The following is a 21,305-nucleotide window of genomic DNA, read 5'->3' as shown; positions in this document are numbered from 1 at the left end:
ACGCTCCGCCGCCGGCGCTCGCCGGCGGCGTCTTCACAGATCACATCAAAAGGTGCCCCATGGCGTCCAACGGAATCGTCCGCGAAGGCAGTCTTGAAGCGCCCACGCGCCACCCGCTCGACTGGAAAAGCCCCGACTTCTGGGACGAAGGCGCGCTCGACGCAGAACTCGAACGCGTTTTCAACGTCTGCCATGGCTGCCGGCGTTGCGTGAGCCTGTGCGGCGCCTTCCCGACGCTGTTCGATCTGGTCGATGAGGGCCCGACCGGCGAAGTCGATGGCGTGCCCAAGGCACGCTATGGCGAGGTGGTCGATCAGTGCTATCTGTGCGACATGTGCTACATGTCGAAGTGTCCGTATGTGCCGCCGCACGAGTGGAATATCGATTTTCCGCACCTGATGCTGCGCGCCAAGGCGGTCGAGCGAAAGCGCACCGGCCCGCGGCTGCGCGACACCGTGCTCTCCTCCACCGACAAGACCGGTTTGTTCGCCGGCATTCCGGTGGTCACGCAGACCATCAACGCCGTCAATCGCACCCAGCCCATGCGCGCGCTGATGGAGAAGACGCTGGGCGTCGACGCCAAGGCCTGGCTGCCGAGCTTTGCCACCCGCAAGTTCCGCTCCGCCGCCGGCGACGCCGTCGCCACCGAAGTGAAGGACGGCCAGCGCACGCCCGGCAAGGTGGTGCTGTTCTCGACCTGCTTCATCAATTACAACGAGCCCGGCATCGGGCTCGACCTGGTGGCGATTCTCGACCACAACGAGATCCCCTGGCGGCTCGCCAAAAAAGAGGCCTGCTGCGGCATGCCGAAACTGGAGCAAGGCGATCTGGACGGCGTCGAGGCACTCAAGAACATCAACATGCCGCAACTGGTGGCGCTGGCCCGCGAGGGCTACGCGATTCTGACCGGCGTGCCCTCCTGTACGCTGATGTTCAAGCAGGAGTTGCCCCACATGTTCCCCGACGACCCCGATGTGCTCGCCGTGCGCGACGCCATGTGGGAGCCCTTCGAATACCTGGTTGCCCGCCACAAGGACGGCCTGCTCAAGACCGACTTCAAGGAGAAGCTCGGAAAGATCGCCTATCACGTGCCCTGCCACGGCCGCGTGCAGGCGATTGGCCGCAAGACCGAAGAATTCCTCAAGAAGATTGCAGGGCTTGAAGTGGACACCACCGAACGCTGCTCCGGCCATGCCGGCACCTTTGGCGTCAAGAAGGAGTTCCACGCCATGGCGATGAAGATCGGCCGACCGGTGTTTCGCAAGATGGCCGAATTCGAACCCGACTTCATCAGCTCCGACTGCCCGCTGGGCGGGCACCATCTCGCCCAAGGCATCGAACAGAATCACCAGAAAACGCCCGAGCTCGCGCACCCGATCAGCCTGGTGCGGCGCGCCTACGGCATCTGAAGGAGAGTCCCGCCCATGCCGCATCTGACCCGCAACACGCTCTGGTCGCTTGAAGAATACGCCGAGCGTCGCCCCACGTTCCGCCAGGAGGTGATGGCCCACAAACGCCGCCGCGCTGTACATCTGGGCCCGAACGTCACCTTATTGTTCGAGGATGAAATCACGGTCCGTTATCAGATCCAGGAAATGTTGCGCATCGAACGCACCTTTGAGGCCGCAGGCATTCAGGACGAGCTGGACGTTTACAACCCGTTGATTCCGGACGGCAGCAACCTCAAGGCCACGATGCTTATCGAATACCCCGACCCCGAAGAGCGGGCGGCTCAGCTGCAGGTGCTGCGCGGCATTGAAAGAGCCGTGTGGCTGCAGGCCGAAGGCTGCCCGCCCAGCTTCGCCATTGCCGATGAAGACCTCGACCGGGAGAACAACACCAAGACCTCATCGGTGCACTTTCTGCGCTTCGAGCTGAGCGAGGCAGCGATTACCGCGCTCAAGAATGGGGCCCCGCTGGGGATGGGCATCGACCACCCCGCCTACACGGTGGCCCTTGAGGAAATTGCGCCGGAAACACAGTTCGCGCTGGTGTCGGATTTGCACTGACACGACTCGCCAGCGACGCCTGGGCACGGGTCGAACACCATCGGGCTGTTTACGCCATCGAAGTGCTTGGTCAGCATGTCAGACGCACAAAAACACAAAGGGGCCAACGAGGCCCCTTTGTGTTTCTTGCATCAAGCGCCGAACTTATTTCGTTTCCGGCGCCGGTGCATCGCGCAACGCATCCATCAGCGCCGCGTTCGGATCCGGCTCGGCCGCCGGGGCCGCACCGCCACCATCGCTATCTTGCAGGCTCGGGAAGGCCGGCGTGTCATACGCACTGCCGCCACCGTAGCTGTTCTGCTGGATGTTGATTTCCACGGCATCGAGATCAACCTCGACATGTTCATCAAGCCCGCCGGTAACGATCCCCGGGAAAACCAGAATCATGATCAAGGCGAATACCTGGATGGCGATAAAGGCAATCACCCCACGATAGATCTGCATGGTCTTGATACCGGCAATCGTCTTGCCCGTCTGGGTGTCCTCATAGGATGTCGATGGCGCCACACTGCGTAAGTAGAACAGGGCGAAACCGAAGGGCGGCGTCAGGAACGAGGTCTGCATGTTCATGCCGATCAGCACCAGGAACCACACCATGTCGATGCCCAGCTTCTCAGCCACCGGCGCGAACAGCGGCAGCAGGATGAAAGCGATCTCGAAGAAGTCGATGAAGAAACCCAGGACAAAGACCAGCGCACTGACCACCACCAGGAAGCCCCACTGACCACCCGGCACCAGGCTGAACAGGTGCTCGACCCACAGGTCACCGTTGACCGCGCGGAAGGTCAGCGCGAACACGGTGGAACCGATCAGAATGAACATCACGAAGGTGGCCAGGTTACCAGTGGTATCCAGCGCGCTGCGCACCATTTCGTAGTTCAGGCGCTTACGGATACCTGCCAGTGCCAGCGCACCGACCGCGCCCATTGCGCCGCCTTCGGTCGGCGTGGCCAGACCGATGAAGATCGTGCCCAGCACCAGGAAAATCAGCACCACCGGCGGCACCATGGCGACCAGCACCCGCATTAACAGTGCCTTGCCTTGCAGCGTGCGCGCCTCTTTGGGCAACGCCGGCACGGCATCTGGCTTGACGATGGTCATCACGAAGATGTATAGCACCAGAAGACCGACCAGCATCAGCGACGGGATGATCGCACCGGCGTAGGCATCACCCACCGACACGCCAAGCACGTCGGCCAGCACGATCAGCACCAGTGACGGCGGAATGATCTGGGCCAGCGTACCGGAAGCGCAGATCACGCCAGCCGACACTTCCCGCGAGTAACCGTAGCGCAGCATCACCGGCAGCGAAATCAGGCCCATCGAGATCACCGATGCCGCCACCACGCCGGTGGTTGCCGCCAGCAGCGCGCCGACGAAGATCACCGCATACGCGATACCGCCACGGATCGGACCAAACAGCTGCCCCGCCGATTCGAGCAGGTCTTCGGCCATGCCGGAGCGCTCGAGGATGATGCCCATGAAGGTGAAGAACGGGATGGCCAGCAGCGTGTCGTTCGACATAATGCCGAGCACCCGCTCAGGCAGGGCCTGCAGCAGGGCCGGGGTCAGCAGCCCGAGTTCGATGCCGAGAAAACCGAAGAACAGACCGTTGGCAGCCAGCGCAAACGCCACCGGGAAGCCGCTGAGCAAGAAGATGATCAGCGAGCCGAACATCAGGGGCGCCATGTTGGCGATCAGAAACTCAGTCATTTCGTGCCCTCCTGAGCATCACCGCCTGCAGCCACACCATGCTCCACCGGTTTTTCCAGCGGGTCGGGCCCGTGACCGGTCAAAAACGCGACCCGTTTGATCAGTTCAGAAATCGCCTGCAGCGCCAGCAGACCGAAACCCACCGGAATCAGCAAGCGCACCGGCCAGCGGATCAGGCCGCCAGCATTGGAGGACTCTTCCATGTTCACGTAGGAATCGACGAAGCCGGGCCACGACATCCACATGATCATGGTCGCGACCGGGATCAGGAAGACCACGATGCCGATCACATCCACCCAGTTACGGCCCTTGGCCGACATGCGGTTTGAGATCAGGTCGATCCGCACGTGCTGGTTACGCAGAAAGGTGTATCCGGCGCACAAGGTGAACACCGCCGCGAACAGATACCACTGAACTTCAAGCATGGCATTGGAGCTCAGACTGAAGCCGTAACGGCTGAATGCGTTGCCGGCACTGATCACGGATGCGGCCAGCACCAGCCAGATCGTGAATTGCCCGACGCGAGTGTTGATCCAATCGATCAGCGCAGCAAGTTTCAATAATAAGGACACGGATCGTCCCCTCCCGACTCGTTTTAGAATGGCCAGACACCGACTCGCAGAATCCGGCTTTTAACGGGCCGCATTATCCCGGCTCCCCGCACTCAGGCATATCAGGGGAAACGCCTAAGCCCGCCTGACAATCAAACAAACACATGACTCAAATCCTCAGCATCTGCCTCGTCCGCCACGGCGAAACCACCTGGAACGCCGAGCACCGCCTCCAGGGCCATACGGACATTCCCTTGAACGACACCGGCCGGGCCCAGGCAGCCGCCACGGCCCGCCTGCTGGCCGCGCACCGTTTCGATGCGGCTTACACCAGTGATCTGAGCCGTGCGGCCGACACGGCACGCGCCATTGGCGAGCGCATCGGCCTGAACGCCACGCCGATGGCGGCCCTGCGCGAACGTCACTATGGCGTTTTTCAAGGACTGACCTACGACGAAGCGCAGGTTCGCCATCCAGAGGCCTACGCGCATTTCAAGGCCCGAACACCCGATCATCCGCTGCCTGGCGGGGGCGAGAGCCTGACCACATTTGCCGAGCGCATCGCGACAGCGCTTGACGATCTGGTGCAGCGCCACACAGGTCAGCAGATTCTGGTCGTCGCCCACGGCGGTGTCCTTGACATCATCTATCGCATCGCCAGCGGACGCTCGCTGAGCCAGGCGCGCGACTTCAAAATACCGAACGCCGCACTCAACTGGATACGCCACGAGGCACCGGCCAGATGGTCGATCGATCAATGGGCGGAAGAGGCCCACCTCACCGCCGCCCGCGACGAATTGCCCAACAGCTGAGCGCACCTGCCAGTGGGAATTTCCGCCAATCTGCGTGATAGAATCCGCTTTTGACCCTGCCATAGACCCAAGACCATGTTTTCCAAGAAAAACACGCTCGCCAGCACCGATCCGGAACTGTGGGAAGCCATCACGGCTGAAAACCGCCGCCAGGAAGCCCACATCGAACTGATCGCCTCCGAAAATTATGTGAGCCATGCCGTCATGGAAGCCCAGGGCTCCCAGCTCACCAACAAGTACGCCGAAGGCTATCCGGGCAAGCGTTACTATGGCGGCTGCGAGCATGTCGACGTGGCCGAGCAGCTGGCCATTGACCGCGCCAAGTCCCTGTTCGGCGCCGAGGCCGCCAACGTGCAGCCCAACTCGGGCTCGCAGGCCAACCAGGCCGTCCTGATGGCTTTCCTCAAGCCGGGCGACACCATCATGGGCATGAGCCTGGCCGAAGGCGGCCACCTCACCCACGGCATGGCGCTGAACATGAGCGGCAAGTGGTTCAACGTGGTCTCCTACGGCCTCGACAAGAATGAAGCCATCGACTACGACGCCATGGAGCGTCTCGCCCATGAGCACAAGCCGAAGCTGATCATCGCCGGCGCCTCGGCCTACTCGCTGCGCATCGACTTCGAACGCTTCGCCAAGGTGGCCAAGGCTGTTGGTGCCATCTTCATGGTCGACATGGCGCACTACGCCGGCCTGATCGCCGCCGGTTTCTACCCGAACCCGGTGCCGCACGCCGACGTGGTCACCACCACCACGCACAAAACCCTGCGCGGCCCACGCGGCGGCCTGATCCTGATGAAAGAGGAACACGCCAAGGCCATCAACTCGGCCATCTTCCCGGGTCTGCAGGGCGGCCCGCTGATGCATGTCATCGCCGCCAAGGCCACGGCCTTCAAAGAGGCCATGAAGCCGACCTTCAAGAATTACCAGGAACAGGTTCTGGCCAACGCCCGCGTCATGGCACGTGTGCTCGGCGAAGAGCGCGGCCTGCGCATCGTCTCGGGCGGTACCGAAAGCCACGTCTTCCTGGTCGACCTGCGCAACAAGCATGTCACCGGCAAAGTGGCCGAAGCCGCACTGGGCATGGCGCACATCACGGTCAACAAGAACGCCATTCCGAACGACCCGGAAAAGCCCTTTGTCACCTCGGGCATCCGTCTCGGCTCGCCGGCCATGACCACCCGTGGCTTTACCGAGATCGAGGCCGAGAAAATCGCCCACCTGGTGGCCGATGTTCTCGACGCACCGGACGATGTGGCCAACCTGGAGCGCGTGCGCGCCCAAGTGTCCGCGCTGTGCGCCAAGTTCCCGGTCTACGGCGACTGAGCACCGATCAGCGGGCGCTGCGTGCGCCCGCTGGCCCGGACACTTCCCCCACATGAAATGCCCCTTCTGCGGCGACCCCTCGACACAAGTCACCGATACCCGTGAAAACGAGGACGGCGACATCGTTCGCCGTCGTCGTCGCTGCGTCAAATGCGACAAGCGCTTCACCACCTATGAGCGCATCGATCTCAAGATGCCGCATATCGTGAAGCGCAACGGGCATCGCGCCGAGTTTGATCGCAGCAAGGTACTCGCCAGCATGACGTTGGCCCTGCGCAAGCGCCCGGTGGCCGTCGAAGACATCGAAGCCGCCGCCGCCCGCATCGAAGGCAAACTGCTGGCCATGGGTGAGCGCGAGCTGCCCTCGGTCAAGGTCGGTGAACTGGTGATGCGTGAGCTCAAGAAGCTCGACAAGGTCGCCTACGTACGCTTCGCCTCCGTCTATCGCAACTTCGAAGACGTCGACGCCTTCTCAGAAGCCGTGCGCGAGGTGTCACGCACCCGCGGTCGCCCGCCCAAGTCCGACTGACCCCCATGGGTTTCTCCGCACTCGACCATCAGCACATGGCCCGTGCGCTGCAACTGGCCGAACAAGGCCTCTGCACAACCACGCCCAACCCCCGCGTCGGTTGCGTCATCGCCCAGGGCGACACGATCGTGGGCGAAGGCTGGCATCGTCGCGCCGGCGAGGCCCATGCCGAAGTCCACGCCTTGCGCGCGGCAGGAGCCAAAGCGCAAGGCGCGACCGCCTATGTCACGCTGGAGCCCTGCGCCCACCACGGCCGTACCCCGCCCTGCGCCGATGCACTCATCGCCGCCAAGGTCGCGCGTGTCGTCATCGCCATGGGCGACCCCAACCCACTGGTGGCCGGCCAGGGTATCGCCCGCCTCGAACAGGCTGGCATCCCGACACAAGTCGGTCTGCTCGGCGCCGAAGCGGTGGAGTTGAATCTCGGTTTCGTCTCACGCATGACCCGATCTCGCCCCTGGGTGCGCCTGAAAGCGGCCACCTCACTGGACGGCAAGACCGCGCTAAACAACGGTGTCAGCCAGTGGATTACCGGCAGCGCCGCGCGCGCCGATGGCCACCGCTGGCGCGCACGCGCCTGCGCCATCCTGACCGGTTTCGGCACCGTTCGCGCCGACGACCCGCTGCTCACCGTGCGCGATGTACCGTGCAGCCGGCAGCCACTTCGCGTGCTGGTCGACGCACGCTTTGAAGTCAGCCCCACAGCGCGCCTGTTCAATGGCGACCCGGTGCTGGTGGTGACGGCGGTATCGAATCCGGAAAAAGCCACGGCGCTCGCCGGGCGCAACGTAGACACGCTGCAGCTGCCCAACGCACACGACAAGGTCGACCTCCCCGCCTTGCTCAGCGCGCTCGCCCAACGTGGTGTGAACGAACTCCATGTCGAAGCCGGCTTCAAGCTCAACGGCTCGCTGCTGCGCGAAAACTGCGTGGATGAACTGCTGCTCTACACCGCACCGATGCTGGTCGGCGATAGTGCTCAAGGGCTATTCAATCTGCCCGAGCTGACGTCGCTGGAACACGCTCGCCAGCTCGAATGGCGCGACGTCCGCCTCATCGGCAAGGACGTTCGGCTCATTGGCCGCTTTCAACCCGCCGACTGACCGCACACGGCGCAGGCCGGGTCTTTGGATAGCCCGATGCCGCGCCACTCCATGTTCAGGCCATCGAGCAGCAATACCCGCCCGGCCAGCGATGTGCCAATCCCCGCCAGCAGCTTCAGGGCTTCGGCCGCCTGCGCCGCACCAATGATGCCGGTGATTGGCGCAAACACACCCATCACCGCGCAACGCACCTGCTCCACGTCTTCGCCCTCGGGGAAGAGACAGTGGTAGCACGGACTCTCATCGCCACGCAGATCAAACACATAGAGCTGCCCGTCGAAACGAATGGCCGCGCCAGAGACCAGCGGTTTGCGGTGAATGTGGCACGCGCGATTGATGGCATGCCGTGTTTCGAAGTTGTCGGAGCAGTCGAGCACGACATCGGCCGCGGCCACCTCCTCCAGTAGCGCCTCGCCCGACAGGCGTCGCGCCAGCGGCACGACCTGCACCTCGGGATTGAGCCGGCGCAGCGTAGCCTGACCCGACAGCACCTTGGGTTGCCCGACCGTCTCTGCGGTATGCAGGATCTGACGCTGCAGATTGGTCAGATCAACCTCATCGTCGTCGACCAGCACCAGCGTCCCGACACCAGCTGCGGCAAGATACATGGCGGCCGGCGAGCCGAGGCCGCCCGCGCCAACCACCAGCACACGCGCATCGACAAAGGCCTGCTGGCCTTCGACACCGATTTCGGGCAACAGAATATGGCGGCTGTACCGCAGGAGTTGATCGTCATTCATGGCAGCAGTCGCGCGGGATAGGCTTACTTGTAGTCGCGCAGTTCGACCGGCGTTTCATCATGATCGCCGTGCGGATGATGGTCGTAGACCTTGATGTACACCTCGTTGGACTGCTTGATCAGCCGTTCGGGTGACTCAATGTTATGGCGCTGTGTCTCTTCGCTGAAGTACACCAGCGCGCGCACCAGCTTCACATACAAGGAGTTGTCCAGATGGAAACCGGCATCGCGCAGCGCGTTTTCGAGCAACTCAAGCGAAAAGTCGAGCACGGAGTACTCGACCACGACACATAATTCGCGCGCCCCCGGCTCCGCTTTCAGCCCACGCAATCGACGCAACGCCCCCAGGGCGCGCTCAACCTGCCCGGGCGGCAAGGGGCGAAAACGGATCTCACGCGTCTTGATCAGCCCGCTGGCGCCAGCACCCGCATGAGATTCATGCCGCCTGCCCGCCAGCTTGTAGGCCGTTTCACGGCGCATGATTACCCCCTTCGCGTCATGGTTACTTGATTACTTTGCATTCTGGACGATCTCTCGCCCCTTGAGAAGGTTCAAGGCCTGCTGAAACTGGAAATCTTCCTCGCTGGCGGGCTCGATCCGTTTGAACGGCGTATCGCTCGCCTTTTCTTCCTCAGTGGCCGCACGCGCCGCTTCACGCACCGCCAGTGCCTTGCGCTCGGCTTCCGGGTCCTTGTCGTTCTCAAGGTGACCGCGCAGGTCCGCCTCGCGAATACGCATCTGCGCCGAGGTATCCTGCGGATCTTCAACCTTGTAATCCGGCTCGATGCCCTTGGCCTGAATCGAACGCCCACCCGGCGTGTAGTAACGCGCCGTGGTCAGCTTGATGGCAGTGTTGTTGGTCAGCGGCAAAATGGTTTGCACCGAGCCCTTACCGAATGTCTGGGTACCGAGCACCTTGGCGCGCTTGTGATCCTGAAGCGCGCCGGCGACGATTTCGGACGCCGACGCCGACCCGCCGTTCACCAACACCACCATCGGCACATTCTTCACACCGGCCGGCAGGTCTTTCAGGAAGTCAGTCCGCGTACCGCGCAGGTAATCGTCCGGCGTGGCCATGTACTTGCGCTTCGCGTCCGGCGTACGGCCGTCAGTCGACACCACCAGCGTATCTGCCGGCAAGAATGCCGCCGACACACCCACTGCGCCATGCAGCAAACCACCCGGGTCATTGCGCAAATCAAGCACCAGACCAGTGAGCGGCCCCTTGGCATAGAGTTGCGTCAGGTGCTCGGCCAGCGACGCAGCCGTTGCCTCCTGGAACTGCACCACACGCACATAGCCAAAGCCGGGCTCCACGAGCTTCGACTTCACACTGCGCACCTTGATGATCTCGCGCACGATGGTCACCACCAGCGGCTTTTCGTCGCCCTTGCGTACGATGGTCAGCACGATCTTGGTGTTTGGCTTGCCTCGCATCTGCTTGACCGCATCGCCCAGCGTCATGCCTTTGACGGGGGTCTCATCGAGCTTGACGATCAGGTCGCCGGCTTTGACACCCGCGCGGAAGGCCGGCGTATCTTCGATCGGGGAGATGACCTTGACGAAACCGTCTTCCATGCCCACTTCGATGCCGAGGCCACCGAATTCGCCTTGCGTACCGACTTGCAGATCCTTGAACGCATCGGCATCCAGATAGGCCGAATGCGGATCGAGCCCGGTCAGCATGCCGCTGATTGCGTCGGTCAGCAGTGCCTTGTCTTCCACGGGCTCGACATAGCCTTGCTTGATGGCGTTGAACACGTCCGCCAGCGCACGCAATTCCTGCATCGGCAGTGGCGCCAGGGCCGCCTTGTCGGCATTGGCCGGGAAATTCAGACTGATCAGGACGCCCGCACACATACCGGTGAAGACCAATCCAAACTGCTGCAATTTACTACGCATGACGACTCCAAACGATGGGGCATCGCACCACGGCGCGACCCCCGACAATTCAATTCAGGCGGATCCACTCCATCGGATCCACCGGCCGCCCCTGATGGCGGATCTCGAAGTATAGCCCCGGCTCGGGGTTTCCTCCGCTGTCGCCTGCTGCCGCCAGCACCTCGCCGGCGGAAACGCGTACGCCGTTGGACTTGAACAGCGCGTCATTGTTTCCGTACACCGTCAAATAGCCCTGACCGTGGTCGATGATGATGAGATTTCCGAAGCCGCGCAACCAATCCGAGAAAACCACCTCGCCATCGGCCACGGCATGCACCTCTTCGCCACTGTTGGCGCGGATGAAAACGCCCTTCCAGGTCGTCCCGCCTGAGGCCCTGTCGGCACCAAAGCGCCCGATGATCGCGCCACGCAAGGGCGGCTTGAGCTGCCCACGCAGCGCCGAAAACGCTTTGCCACGCGTGCTGCTGTCGGCACTCTCCCGGGATGCACCCACCACCGGCTCGCCGGGCGAGCTTGGAATCGCGACCGGCGGCGGTGGTCTTGGACGTGCCCTGGCTTTCTCGAGTTCAACCATCAAGGCACGCAAACGCGCTTCGTCACGCTGAAGATCAGCCACGACCTGCTTTTGCGCCTTCAATTCTTTCGACAGCGTCGCCACGATCTGCCCCCGCCGTGCGCGCTCTTTTTTCAGATCAGCCATTTCCCGGCGCTGCACCGCCTCGAGCCGCACGACCTCCGCACGCCGCGCCTCGGCCTCCGTTTGCTGCTGGTGCTGCAAGGCCATAGCTTCACGCAAGCGAGTGACAATCGCCTGCTTCTCCCGACCAATCTGTTCGAGGTAAAAAGCGTCGCGAGCGAGCTGATTGGGTTCGCGCGCGCTGAGCAAATAGGCGACGCCCGGCTCGCCACCATGCTGGTAGTAACGCCGCAGCCAACTGGCCAGCGCCGCTCGGCCAGTCACCACTTGCGCCTCGGTCTCCCGCAACGCGGCCTCGACCTTCAGCACCGCGGCATCGGCGCGCTTGCGCTCGCGTACCAGCTCGCGGACCCGGCGCAATATGCGCGACACCGCCACATCGGCCTGCTTGAGCGCTTTGGCGGCCTCGGCATGCGTCGTTTCGGTATCGGCCACTTCGGCTTGCGCCGAGCGCAGACGCGCCTTGATGGCATCCAGATCGCTGCGCGACGACGCGATTCGACCGCTCGCATCCTCGGCCGCTACCCACGCAGGAAAGACAGCAAGCGCCAGCATCAATGCCAGCGCCGCCGATGGCCGCCCGCAAGTGGCGGCAAAAAGGGTCACGTCTTCAGGCCTTGGCTTTGCCCTGCCCTGCGACCGCTGCGGCTGCCGCCTTGATGGTGTCTTCATCCGCCAGATAGTAGCTGCGGATCGGACGCAGATTGGCGTCGAGCTCATACACCAAGGGCTGGGCGGTCGGAATGTTCAGGCCGACAATATCGGCATCACTCACCCCGTCGAGGTATTTGATCAGCGCACGCAGGCTGTTGCCGTGCGCGGCGATCAGGATACGATCACCGGCCAGCACGCGCGGAACGATGACCGTTTCCCAATAAGGCACGACGCGCGCGACGGTGTCTTTCAAGCACTCGGTGTGCGGGAAGCGGTCCGCCGGCAAGCTGGCATAGCGCGGGTCATTAGGTGTCAGACGCTCATCACCGGTTTCCAGCGCCGGGGGCGGCACATCGTAGGAACGACGCCACTTCAGCACTTGATCATCGCCAAACTTCGCGGCCGTCTCGGCTTTGTTGAGCCCCTGCAAAGCACCGTAGTGGCGCTCATTCAGGCGCCAGGAGTGCTCAACCGGCAGCCACAGCGCGGCCATATGCTCGAGCACGATGTTCAGGGTTTTGTTGGCGCGCTTGAGCACCGATGTAAAAGCCACGTCGAAGGCATAGCCCTCGTCGCGCAGCAGGTCGCCGGCCGCGCGCGCTTCTTCCACGCCCTTGTCGGTCAAATCAACGTCCGTCCAGCCGGTAAACCGGTTTTCCTTGTTCCAGGTGGACTCTCCGTGGCGAAGCAATACGATCTTGTACATGAGGAACTATCTACTCGCTAAGGTGGTAAACATGGGTTCTTGCGTCGCGCCAAGTCGCCGCTACAGCAAAAAATGGTATTTTATTACATTCATCTTTGTCGAATCGATCGCTGATCGTGAATAGTCATCCCATTGTTGATCTGATCGGCAAGACCGAGCAGATAGAAACCGCCGCCCGCGCCCTCAAGGCCATCTCCCATCCGCTCAGGCTCAAGATCCTGTGCGTCATCGGAGAAGGCGAAGTCTGTGTACAAGACATCGTCGAGGCCGTCGGCACATCCCAGAGCAACATATCCCAGCACCTGGCCATTCTGCGTGACAAAGGCGTTCTGCTCACCAGAAAGGACGCCAACCGGGTGTATTACCGGGTCGGAGACCAGCGCACATTGCAATTGATCGTCCTCATGCGCGAGGTCTTCTGCGGCGAAGCGCCCGCTCAGCCCTGACATTACAAGAAGGAAATTTCCGTGGAGTTCTTGCAGCAAAATTGGTACTGGGCAGCCTTGGCTGTCGCCAGCGGTGCATTCCTGTTGATTGAAACCCTCCGCCAACGTGGCGACAGTAGCAGCCTGTCCCCGGTGCAAGCCACACTGATGATCAACCGCGAAGACGCGGTCATTATCGACGTGCGTGAGCAGAATGAATTCCTGAGCGGCCACATTCCCAACGCCCGGCACATTCCGTTCGCAGCGCTGGAAAAGCGGTCGGCCGAGATCGAAAAACTGAAACAGCAACCGATCATCGTATGCTGCGCCTCGGGCGCCCGCTCGAACGCAGCGGCCGCCACCCTGCGCAAGCTCGGTTGCGACAAAGTGTTTAACCTCCAGGGCGGCATCGCAAGCTGGCAACAAGCCGGCCAGCCGGTGAGCCGCAAGAGGAAATAAGCATGGCACCCAAGATCCGCATGTACGCAACCCTGGGCTGCCCCTACTGCGTTCGCGCAGAAGCGCTGCTCAACCAAAAGGGCGTCACGGGCATCGACAAGATTCGTGTCGACCTCGACCCGGCACGGCGCGAAGAAATGATGATGATCACCGGCCGCCGTACCGTGCCCCAGATCTTCATCAACGATTTGCATGTGGGCGGGTGCGATGATCTCTACGCGCTCGACCAGGCAGGAAAGCTGGACCCGCTTCTGAACGCCGAAGCGGCCTGAACACCTTTTATCACTCTCAAACAAGGCTCAGACATGCCCGAAACCAACCAAGCCAACGCCGCTGAAAACACGCAACCCGTCTTCACCATCGAGAAGCTTTACATTCGTGACCTGTCGGTCGAGGTGCCCAACGCACCGACGATCTTCCTCGATCGCGAAACCCCGCAGATCAATGTGCAACTGCGCACGGATACCAAGGGCATTGACACAGGCGTCTATGAAGTGGTGCTGACCGTCACCGTGACCGCCAAGATCGGCGAAGAAAAGACGGTGTTCCTGGTTGAAGCCGCGCAGGCCGGTATTTTCCAGATTCGCAATGTGCCCGAGTCCGACATCGAACCGATCATGATGATCGGCTGCGCCAACATCCTGTTCCCGTATGCCCGCGAAGCGATCTCCGACGCAGTGACCCGCGCCGGTTTCCAGCCCGTGCTGCTGGCGCCGGTCAACTTCGAGGCACTGTACCAGGCGCGTCAGCAAGAGCAGCAAGGCGCCGGTCAGGACACCCCGGTTCAGTGAGCATGCGCGCCGCCCGCCTCATCACATTGATTCTGGCCGGTGCGGCCTGCGCACCGGCCGCCGCTCTGGATTTCCGGGCGACGGCCGGGCCTGCGATTCTGTACGACACGCCGTCCGCCCAGGGCAAACGCGTGTTCGTCGCGTCAGCCGGCAGCCCGTTCGAAGTGGTCGTGACCCTCGAAAAATGGGTCAAGGTCCGCGACCGTGACGGCCATCTGGCCTGGATCGAGCGTAGCGCCCTCGCCAACGGCCAAACCGTTGTCGTTACCGCGGATCGCACCACCATTCGCCAACAGGCAGCGGACGACGCGCCGACGAGTTTCGATGCCGTCCGCGGAGTCATTCTCAACGTCTCCGGCCCTGCCAGCGGCAGCTGGTTGCCGGTACGGCATGCCGATGGCGACCGCGGTTTTGTCCGCCGGGTTGACGTCTGGGGCCAATGATTCTCTCCCTTGCGCCGCCACGTCCGCGGCGCGGCGTCACCTTGCCAGGAGTCGGCCAAGCATGAAGATCACCGTTTACGGCGCCGGCGCCTGGGGCACGGCCCTGGCCATTGCCTACGCCAAATCGCATCAGGTCACACTGTGGGGGCGCGACACCGACGCCTTGACCCACTGCGCCGAAGCGCGGGTCAATCAGCAACTCCTTCCGAACGCGCCCTTTCCTGACGCTCTTGCGCTAGAGCCCGACCTTCATCGTGCAAGCCAGAATGCCGAACTGCATCTGGTGGTCACACCCGTCGCCGGTCTGCGCGATATTGCCCATCACCTGGCAGCAGAACACCTGACGGCTCCGCTCATCTGGGCCTGCAAGGGCTTCGAAGCTGGCACCGGAAAACTGCCGCATCAAGTCGTCGCCGACGAACTGGGCGCCGACTATCCATGCGGCGTACTGACCGGCCCGAGCTTTGCCGCAGAAGTCGCCGCCGGGCTCCCCGCAGCCATCACCCTGGCCGCGCGCGACGCGGCCTTCGCGTCCGCCTGGACAGGGCATCTGCACCAACCCCGGTTACGCCTCTACGCCAACGACGACCTGGTGGGTGCAGAGGTCGGCGGCGCGGTCAAGAACGTCATGGCCATTGCGGCCGGCGTATCTGACGGCCTGGGCTTCGGACTGAACAGTCGCGCCGCGCTGATCACCCGCGGCCTGGCTGAAATGGCTCGCCTCGGCATTGCGCTTGGTGCCCGCCATGAAACCTTCATGGGGCTGGCGGGCATGGGCGATCTGGTCCTGACCTGCACGGGCGATCTGTCACGCAATCGCCGGGTTGGGCTTGCGCTGGCCGAAGGCAAAGCATTACCGCAAATTCTGAATGAACTCGGCCACGTCGCCGAAGGCGTACCGACCACGCGCGAAACGGTGGCTTTGGCACATCACCATCATGTCGAGATGCCCATCACCGAGGGCGTCAACGCCCTGCTCTCGGGCACGCTCAGCGCGCGCGAAGCGGTTGAGCGCCTGCTCGCACGCGATCCGCGCAGCGAGTGATCTAAGCGCCGCCTTCGTAACCCCGCTGCCGCCACGCCTCATAGGCCACGACAGCCACCGCATTCGACAAATTCAAGCTGCGATTGCCCGGCCGCATTGGGATGCGCACCCGCTGCTCATCACTAAGCCGGGCAAGCATCTCGGCCGGCAAACCCCGTGTTTCGCAGCCAAACAACAGCACATCGCCGGGCTGATAGCACACCTCATTGAACCCTCGCCCACCCCGCGTCGTCACGGCATAGATCTGCCCCTCAGGCACACTGGCGCGAAACGCCGCCCAGTCGGCATGCGTCTGGACATGCGTCAGTTGATGGTAATCGAGACCCGCCCGCGCCAGCGCCTTGTCGGACATCTCGAAGCCGAGTGGCTCGATCAGATGCAGACGTGCGCCCACATTGGCACTCAAGCGAATGGCGTTGCCGGTATTGGGCGGAATTTCCGGCTGATAGAGGACGATATGGAACATGGTGCGGCATTGTGCCCGCAGGACTGGCGCGGATCAACGCAGGGGCGTGCGCGCAATCACCAGATTGCTCACTGCCGCGGCGCCCGCCTTTTTCAGGCAGGCCGCCAAGGCGCCGAGCGTCGCGCCGGTGGTCATCACATCATCAATCAACAACACCCGAGCGCCGTTGACCGAAATATCGCAATCAAAAGCATCACGGAGATTTTTCTTTCGCGCTTGCCACGAGAGCCCGACCTGATCGGCAGTCACGCGCGTTCGTGTCACACCGCGTGCAACAACCGGTATCTGCCACGCACGACCCAGCGGGCGAGCAATCTCAAGCGCCTGATTGAAACCGCGCTCAGCCAGCCTCCCGACGTGCAGCGGCACCGGCACGATCACATCCACCGCCGGCGCCGCCATGGTGCGAACGACACATTGCGACAAAGCCACAGCCACGCCAAAGTCATGACTGTACTTAAGGCGATGCACCAAACGATCCACAGGATAGTCATAGCAATACAGCGCCGTCGTGGCATCGAATGCCGGCGGATGCTTCAGACACCGGCCGCAAAGCGCCCCGCCCGTGCCCGGCAATGCACACGTGGGGCACGCAGACAGGCACAATGGCAGGTCGCGGCGACAACCCGCACACAAACCATCGGGGTCACGCACGCTGGCGCACAGAACGCAGCGACGCGGCCAGAGAGACTGCCACGCACCATCCAGCGCGCGCTGCCATCGGGCAGGCTGGTTTGACAAGGCATCCCTCAATCGTGGAACATCCATAATTTTGAATTACAGCAAAAAATCCTCATCATGACAATGACTTCCCAACACTCCGCGCCGAAAACGGCACCCGCCCCTCAATCGACCGATGGCCGCAAGTGGAAGGTCGCTGAAATTGAGGCATTGCTCAAGCTGCCGTTCAATGACCTGCTCTTCCGCGCACAGCAAGTGCATCGGGAGCACTTCGATCCGAATGCTGTCCAGCGCTCGACGCTCTTGTCGATCAAGACCGGCGGCTGCTCCGAAGACTGCGGCTATTGCTCGCAGTCTGCCCGCTACGATACCGGGCTTGAGCGCGAACGACTGCTGGCGCTCGAAGAAGTTCTCGAAAACGCGCGTGCCGCCAAGGCCAAAGGATCGAGCCGCTTCTGCATGGGCGCCGCCTGGCGCGGGCCGAAAGACAAAGACCTGGAGCCAGTGATCGACATGATCCGCGAGGTCAAGGCGCTGGGCCTCGAAACCTGCGTCACCCTCGGCATGCTCAAGGAAGGCCAGGCCGAGAAGCTGCGCGACGCCGGGCTTGATTACTACAACCACAACATCGACACCGCGCCCGAATTCTACGGTCAGGTCATCACCACGCACACCTTCCAGGACCGCCTTGATACGCTCGACCGGGTGCGTAACGTCGGCATCAACGTGTGCAGCGGCGGCATCGTCGGCATGGGTGAAGACCGCCGCAACCGCGCCGCCATGATTGCCCAACTGGCCAACATGAACCCGCCGCCCGAGTCGGTGCCCATCAACAATCTGGTCGCCATCGAAGGTACGCCCATGGCCGACAACGAGCAGGTCGACCCGATCGAATTCGTCCGTACCATTGCTGTGGCGCGCATCACCATGCCGAATAGCTTCGTTCGCCTGTCGGCCGGTCGCCAGCAAATGAGTGACGAGATGCAGGCACTGTGCTTTGCCGCCGGCGCCAACTCGATGTTCTACGGCGACCGCTTGCTGACCACCGACAACCCGGAAACCGATCGCGACGAGGCACTGTTCGCCAAGCTCGGACTGAAGGCCATCTAAGCGCTTCATGGCAGGCGACTTTCACCTCGACGCCGGCAGTGTGCGGCGGCATTTCGACGCCGCCGCGCGCAGCTACGACGACGTTCTGGCACGCGCCGTCGCGCAGCAGATGGATGAACGCCTGGAAGGCATTCTCCATCAGCCAACGTCAATCCTCGACCTGGGCTGCGGCAACGGGCGCGATCTGCGCCGCCTGGCGGAACGCTATCCCAAAGCCCGGCGCGTCGGCGCCGACATTGCGCCTGCCATGCTGCAGCAGGCCGCCCCAACGGTCGGCCGACTTCAGCGCCTGCTCGGTCGCAGCGACCAGGTACAACTGACCGCCGCCAACGCCAACGCCCTGCCCTTCGGCCCCAGCCAGTTCGACATGCTTTGGTCGAATCTGATGCTCAACTGGTTGGACGACCCGGCTCCTGCCTTGGCCGAAATGGCGCGGGTCATGAAAGTCGGCGGCATGCTGATGTTCGCCACGCTCGGCCCCGATACGCTACGCGAGCTGCGCGAAGCGTTTGAGGATGCCGAGGGCACCCGCGTCCATCGCTTCATCGACATGCACGACATCGGCGATGCACTGGTTGGCGCAGGATTCGGTGACCCGGTGATGGACATGGACACGCTCACACTCACCTATGCCGATCTGAACAGCCTGTTCGCCGATCTACGCCTGTCGGGCAGCCGGAACGCCAGCGCAGCGCGCCCCCGTGGCTTGAGCGGCAAGACCAGCTGGCTGAAGGCGCGCGAACGCTACGAAACGCGCCGCATCGACGGACGACTCCCCGCCACCTTTGAAATCGTCTACGGCCACGCCTGGAAACCGGCACCGCGCACCACGCCGGATGGCCACGCCATCATTCGATTCCAGAGCCGGCCCGGCGGACCCAAATGAGCACCACACCGGTCTGGCTGTTTGACCTCGACGACACGCTGCACCACGCCAGCGCGCACATCTTCCCGCACATCAACCGCAGCATGACCGACTACATCATGCAGCAGTTGGCGGTAGATGAAGGCCAGGCCAATGCCCTGCGCAACGACTACTGGCGCCGCTACGGCGCGACGCTACTCGGTTTGATGCGTCATCACGACACCGACCCGGCGCACTTCCTGCGCGAGACGCATCGCTTCGACCGGCTCCACAACATGGTGGTGTTCGAGCGCGCGCTACGCCATCGCCTCAAACGCCTGCCGGGTCGAAAAATCGTGTTCTCGAATGGCCCCTCGGCGTACGCCCATGCGGTGCTGAGCGTCATGGGACTTCGTCGATCTGTCGACAGCGTATTCGCCATCGAGCAAATGCGTTTGCAGCCCAAGCCCGGTCACCGCGCGTTTCGTCGTCTGCTGGTCGACCACAAGTTGCAGGCGTCTCGCTGCATTCTGGTCGAGGACAGTCTGGCCAACCTGAAGGCTGCCAAACGTCTGGGCATGCGTACGGTGTGGATCAGCCGTGCCAGCGGGTGTCCGGCATATGTCGACGCCAAATTTTCCAGCGTACTGGCGCTGCCCCGGGCCCTGAGCCGACTCGGATTCAGCAGCCGAGCGACAGGCGCATAAAACACGCGCCTTCACCGTAAGCCGCCATTGCCGACCGCTCTGACGGCACGATCGACACAAAGCCGGCGCGCCGCCAATAGCCCGCAGCGCTCGCCAGCGACACCAGATGAAGTGCTTCATGGCCTGCAGCAAGCGACCACTGCTGGACCGCCGCAAACAGCGCGGCGCCAACGCCGCCGCCGTGGGCACGAGGCACCACGGCGAGGTCGTGCAAGAAGCCACACGTCGACACCGCGGCCGCGGGCAACACGACATGTAGCGGCGGTGGCGCATCGCCGGGCCAGTCATGCGCAAACACGTAGCCCGCCATGCCTGCTGCGTCGCAAGCGACCCAACACGCTGCAGGACTACGTTTCCGTTTGGCATCGAGCACCTGGACCGCTTCCTGATAGGCATTGCCATAAGCGAGCCGCTGCACCAGCAAGATGGCGGGCAAATCGTCGGCCGTCATCGGCCGCAAAGCGAAATTCACTGGCCGGCTTTCAACCAGCGCGCCGCGTCCAGCGCAAAGTAGGTCAGCACGCCATCGGCACCGGCTCGCTTGAAGGCCATCAGCGCTTCCAGCGCGCAGGCTTTTTCGTCGAGCCAGCCATTGGCGGCGGCTGCCTTGAGCATGGCGTACTCACCGCTGACCTGATACACAAAGGTTGGCACCTGCAATTCGGTTTTAACCCGACGGACGATATCGAGATACGGCATGCCCGGCTTGACCATGAACATGTCCGCGCCCTCGGCAATATCCAGCGATACTTCGCGGATCGCCTCGTCAGAGTTGGCCGGGTCCATCTGGTAGGTGTATTTATTGCCACCGCCCAAGTTGCCGGCCGAACCCACGGCGTCACGGAAGGGGCCGTAATAACTCGACGCGTACTTGGCCGAGTAGGCCAGAATACGAGTCAGAATGTGCCCGCCGGCGTCGAGTTCTGCCCGAATGCGCGCGACGCGGCCGTCCATCATGTCGGACGGCGCCACGACGTCGGCACCGGCATCTGCGTGGCTGCGCGCCTGCTTGGCCAGCGCCTCCAGCGTTTCGTCATTCAAGACGTAGCCCGACGCATCGATCAGGCCGTCCTGACCATGGCTGGTGTAGGGGTCGAGCGCAACATCGGTGATCACACCTAACTCGGGAAAGCGCGCCTTGAGTTCACGCACCACCGTCTGCACCAGCCCTTCCGGATTCCACGCTTCTTCGGCGGCTTCACTCTTTTTCTCGGTTTCGATCACCGGAAACAGCGCCAGCGCGGGGACCCCCAAGGACACCGCCTCTTCGGCAACGCCCAGCAAACCATCCAGCGACACACGCTCAACACCAGGCATGGACGCCACGGACTGACGCTGCCCTTGGCCGGGGAGCACGAACACCGGGTAGATCAGGTCGTTGACGCTCAGTTCGTTCTCGCGCATCAGGCGACGGGAAAATGCATCACGGCGCATGCGGCGCATACGGGTGGCAGGAAAGGCGGGATTGGAAGTCATCAGATCACTCGAAACAGAAAGAAACATAGAGAAAAAGTGTGCCGGGAACTTTCTTGCGCCGCTTTGATCTAGGGAAACAGATGGCGCAAGCCGTCTCCCGCTTCACCTCCCTGAGCG

General features: G+C 62.7%; 26 protein-coding genes and 1 pseudogene. 15 read left to right on the top strand and 12 right to left on the bottom strand.

The genetic code is table 11. The features are described from left to right. Positions 1-59: 59 nt before the first annotated feature. Complete coding sequence (locus tag FHP91_RS00290) at positions 60-1,409, top strand: heterodisulfide reductase-related iron-sulfur binding cluster (protein WP_144307712.1); 1,350 nt, start codon at positions 60-62, stop codon at positions 1,407-1,409. 15 nt (positions 1,410-1,424) lie between these two features. After that, complete coding sequence (locus FHP91_RS00285) at positions 1,425-2,009, top strand: DUF3501 family protein (RefSeq protein WP_144307711.1); 585 nt, start codon at positions 1,425-1,427, stop codon at positions 2,007-2,009. Between the two features lie 144 nt (positions 2,010-2,153). Here the strand turns inward: FHP91_RS00285 and FHP91_RS00280 are convergent, their stop codons facing one another. Continuing rightward, the gene (locus tag FHP91_RS00280; protein ID WP_144307710.1) at positions 2,154-3,722 is read right to left on the bottom strand and encodes a TRAP transporter large permease; all 1,569 of its coding nucleotides are present in this window, start codon (positions 3,720-3,722) and stop codon (positions 2,154-2,156) included. Continuing rightward, a complete protein-coding gene (locus FHP91_RS00275) occupies positions 3,719-4,282 on the bottom strand; it encodes a TRAP transporter small permease subunit (protein ID WP_313791133.1) in 564 nt (187 codons plus the stop codon). The genes FHP91_RS00280 and FHP91_RS00275 overlap by 4 nt, the downstream gene beginning before the upstream one ends. A 155-nt stretch (positions 4,283-4,437) precedes the next feature. Here FHP91_RS00275 and FHP91_RS00270 point away from each other — a divergent pair, with 155 nt between their 5' ends. From FHP91_RS00270 to ribD, 4 genes are all read left to right on the top strand, one after another. Continuing rightward, positions 4,438-5,085 carry a histidine phosphatase family protein gene (locus tag FHP91_RS00270; RefSeq protein ID WP_144307709.1) on the top strand — a complete coding sequence of 216 codons (648 nt, stop codon included), beginning with the start codon at positions 4,438-4,440 and terminating at the stop codon, positions 5,083-5,085. Positions 5,086-5,160: 75 nt separating this feature from the next. Continuing rightward, entirely contained in the window at positions 5,161-6,411 is a 1,251-nt protein-coding gene (gene glyA / locus FHP91_RS00265) for a serine hydroxymethyltransferase (RefSeq protein ID WP_144307708.1), read from the top strand. A gap of 52 nt (positions 6,412-6,463) precedes the next feature. Beyond that, positions 6,464-6,940: a transcriptional regulator NrdR gene (gene nrdR / locus FHP91_RS00260; protein WP_144307707.1), complete on the top strand. Its 477-nt coding sequence runs from the start codon at positions 6,464-6,466 to the stop codon at positions 6,938-6,940. Between the two features lie 5 nt (positions 6,941-6,945). Beyond that, positions 6,946-8,043 (top strand): bifunctional diaminohydroxyphosphoribosylaminopyrimidine deaminase/5-amino-6-(5-phosphoribosylamino)uracil reductase RibD, encoded by a 1,098-nt coding sequence (gene ribD, locus FHP91_RS00255; RefSeq protein ID WP_144307706.1) that lies wholly within the window; start codon positions 6,946-6,948, stop codon positions 8,041-8,043. On the opposite strand, the gene FHP91_RS00250 is transcribed toward ribD, so the two are convergent. The 5 genes from FHP91_RS00250 to gpmA are packed head-to-tail and all read right to left on the bottom strand — an operon-like array spanning position 8,028 to position 12,741. Beyond that, complete coding sequence (locus tag FHP91_RS00250) at positions 8,028-8,783, bottom strand: HesA/MoeB/ThiF family protein (protein ID WP_144307705.1); 756 nt, start codon at positions 8,781-8,783, stop codon at positions 8,028-8,030. The genes ribD and FHP91_RS00250 overlap by 16 nt on opposite strands. Before the next feature lie 23 nt (positions 8,784-8,806). Continuing rightward, positions 8,807-9,262 carry a hypothetical protein gene (locus FHP91_RS00245; protein WP_144179672.1) on the bottom strand — a complete coding sequence of 152 codons (456 nt, stop codon included), beginning with the start codon at positions 9,260-9,262 and terminating at the stop codon, positions 8,807-8,809. Positions 9,263-9,292: 30 nt separating this feature from the next. Then, the gene (locus FHP91_RS00240; RefSeq protein WP_144307704.1) at positions 9,293-10,684 is read right to left on the bottom strand and encodes a S41 family peptidase; all 1,392 of its coding nucleotides are present in this window, start codon (positions 10,682-10,684) and stop codon (positions 9,293-9,295) included. 49 nt (positions 10,685-10,733) lie between these two features. After that, positions 10,734-11,987 (bottom strand): murein hydrolase activator EnvC family protein, encoded by a 1,254-nt coding sequence (locus FHP91_RS00235; protein ID WP_186301392.1) that lies wholly within the window; start codon positions 11,985-11,987, stop codon positions 10,734-10,736. A gap of 4 nt (positions 11,988-11,991) precedes the next feature. After that, positions 11,992-12,741, bottom strand: a complete 750-nt coding sequence (gene gpmA / locus FHP91_RS00230; protein WP_144307702.1) for a 2,3-diphosphoglycerate-dependent phosphoglycerate mutase — start codon at positions 12,739-12,741, stop codon at positions 11,992-11,994. A gap of 116 nt (positions 12,742-12,857) precedes the next feature. Here gpmA and FHP91_RS00225 point away from each other — a divergent pair, with 116 nt between their 5' ends. The 6 genes from FHP91_RS00225 (at position 12,858) to FHP91_RS00200 (ending at position 15,904) form a co-directional block, all read left to right on the top strand. Then, the gene (locus FHP91_RS00225) at positions 12,858-13,187 is read left to right on the top strand and encodes an ArsR/SmtB family transcription factor (protein WP_144179676.1); all 330 of its coding nucleotides are present in this window, start codon (positions 12,858-12,860) and stop codon (positions 13,185-13,187) included. A 21-nt stretch (positions 13,188-13,208) separates the two neighbouring features. Further along, a complete protein-coding gene (locus FHP91_RS00220) occupies positions 13,209-13,625 on the top strand; it encodes a rhodanese-like domain-containing protein (RefSeq protein ID WP_144307701.1) in 417 nt (138 codons plus the stop codon). Between the two features lie 2 nt (positions 13,626-13,627). After that, positions 13,628-13,897 (top strand): glutaredoxin 3, encoded by a 270-nt coding sequence (gene grxC / locus FHP91_RS00215; RefSeq protein ID WP_186300410.1) that lies wholly within the window; start codon positions 13,628-13,630, stop codon positions 13,895-13,897. Positions 13,898-13,930: 33 nt separating this feature from the next. Then, complete coding sequence (gene secB / locus FHP91_RS00210; protein WP_144307700.1) at positions 13,931-14,416, top strand: protein-export chaperone SecB; 486 nt, start codon at positions 13,931-13,933, stop codon at positions 14,414-14,416. 2 nt (positions 14,417-14,418) lie between these two features. Then, positions 14,419-14,859: an SH3 domain-containing protein gene (locus tag FHP91_RS00205; RefSeq protein ID WP_144307699.1), complete on the top strand. Its 441-nt coding sequence runs from the start codon at positions 14,419-14,421 to the stop codon at positions 14,857-14,859. 61 nt (positions 14,860-14,920) lie between these two features. Beyond that, a complete protein-coding gene (locus FHP91_RS00200; protein ID WP_144307698.1) occupies positions 14,921-15,904 on the top strand; it encodes an NAD(P)H-dependent glycerol-3-phosphate dehydrogenase in 984 nt (327 codons plus the stop codon). A gap of 1 nt (position 15,905) precedes the next feature. On the opposite strand, the gene FHP91_RS00195 is transcribed toward FHP91_RS00200, so the two are convergent. The 3 genes and pseudogenes from FHP91_RS00195 to FHP91_RS21675 form a co-directional block, all read right to left on the bottom strand. After that, on the bottom strand, positions 15,906-16,370 hold the full coding sequence (locus tag FHP91_RS00195; RefSeq protein ID WP_144307697.1) for a tRNA (cytidine(34)-2'-O)-methyltransferase: 465 nt from the start codon (positions 16,368-16,370) through the stop codon (positions 15,906-15,908). Between the two features lie 33 nt (positions 16,371-16,403). After that, a complete protein-coding gene (locus FHP91_RS21380; protein ID WP_246116181.1) occupies positions 16,404-16,751 on the bottom strand; it encodes a ComF family protein in 348 nt (115 codons plus the stop codon). A 168-nt stretch (positions 16,752-16,919) separates the two neighbouring features. After that, positions 16,920-17,138: pseudogene (locus FHP91_RS21675) on the bottom strand (double zinc ribbon domain-containing protein); the annotation flags it as partial. Between the two features lie 30 nt (positions 17,139-17,168). Here FHP91_RS21675 and bioB point away from each other — a divergent pair. The 3 genes from bioB to FHP91_RS00175 are packed head-to-tail and all read left to right on the top strand — an operon-like array spanning position 17,169 to position 19,712. Continuing rightward, on the top strand, positions 17,169-18,161 hold the full coding sequence (gene bioB / locus FHP91_RS00185) for a biotin synthase BioB (RefSeq protein WP_144307696.1): 993 nt from the start codon (positions 17,169-17,171) through the stop codon (positions 18,159-18,161). A 7-nt stretch (positions 18,162-18,168) separates the two neighbouring features. Then, entirely contained in the window at positions 18,169-19,047 is an 879-nt protein-coding gene (locus tag FHP91_RS00180; RefSeq protein WP_144307695.1) for a methyltransferase domain-containing protein, read from the top strand. Further along, positions 19,044-19,712, top strand: a complete 669-nt coding sequence (locus FHP91_RS00175) for a pyrimidine 5'-nucleotidase (RefSeq protein WP_144307694.1) — start codon at positions 19,044-19,046, stop codon at positions 19,710-19,712. The genes FHP91_RS00180 and FHP91_RS00175 overlap by 4 nt, the downstream gene beginning before the upstream one ends. On the opposite strand, the gene FHP91_RS00170 is transcribed toward FHP91_RS00175, so the two are convergent. Together FHP91_RS00170 and hemB are read right to left on the bottom strand one after the other, a co-directional pair. Continuing rightward, positions 19,687-20,184, bottom strand: a complete 498-nt coding sequence (locus tag FHP91_RS00170) for a GNAT family N-acetyltransferase (RefSeq protein ID WP_246116172.1) — start codon at positions 20,182-20,184, stop codon at positions 19,687-19,689. The two genes, FHP91_RS00175 and FHP91_RS00170, sit on opposite strands and share 26 nt — an antisense overlap. Then, the gene (gene hemB, locus FHP91_RS00165; protein WP_222105063.1) at positions 20,181-21,188 is read right to left on the bottom strand and encodes a porphobilinogen synthase; all 1,008 of its coding nucleotides are present in this window, start codon (positions 21,186-21,188) and stop codon (positions 20,181-20,183) included. Before hemB ends, FHP91_RS00170 begins: the two co-directional genes overlap by 4 nt. Positions 21,189-21,305 lie beyond the last annotated feature (117 nt).

Origin of the sequence: Denitromonas halophila, from assembly GCF_007625155.1 — a bacterium.
GTDB classification, from domain to species: domain Bacteria; phylum Pseudomonadota; class Gammaproteobacteria; order Burkholderiales; family Rhodocyclaceae; genus Nitrogeniibacter; species Nitrogeniibacter halophilus.
This window is presented reverse-complemented; position numbering and strand designations above follow the sequence as displayed.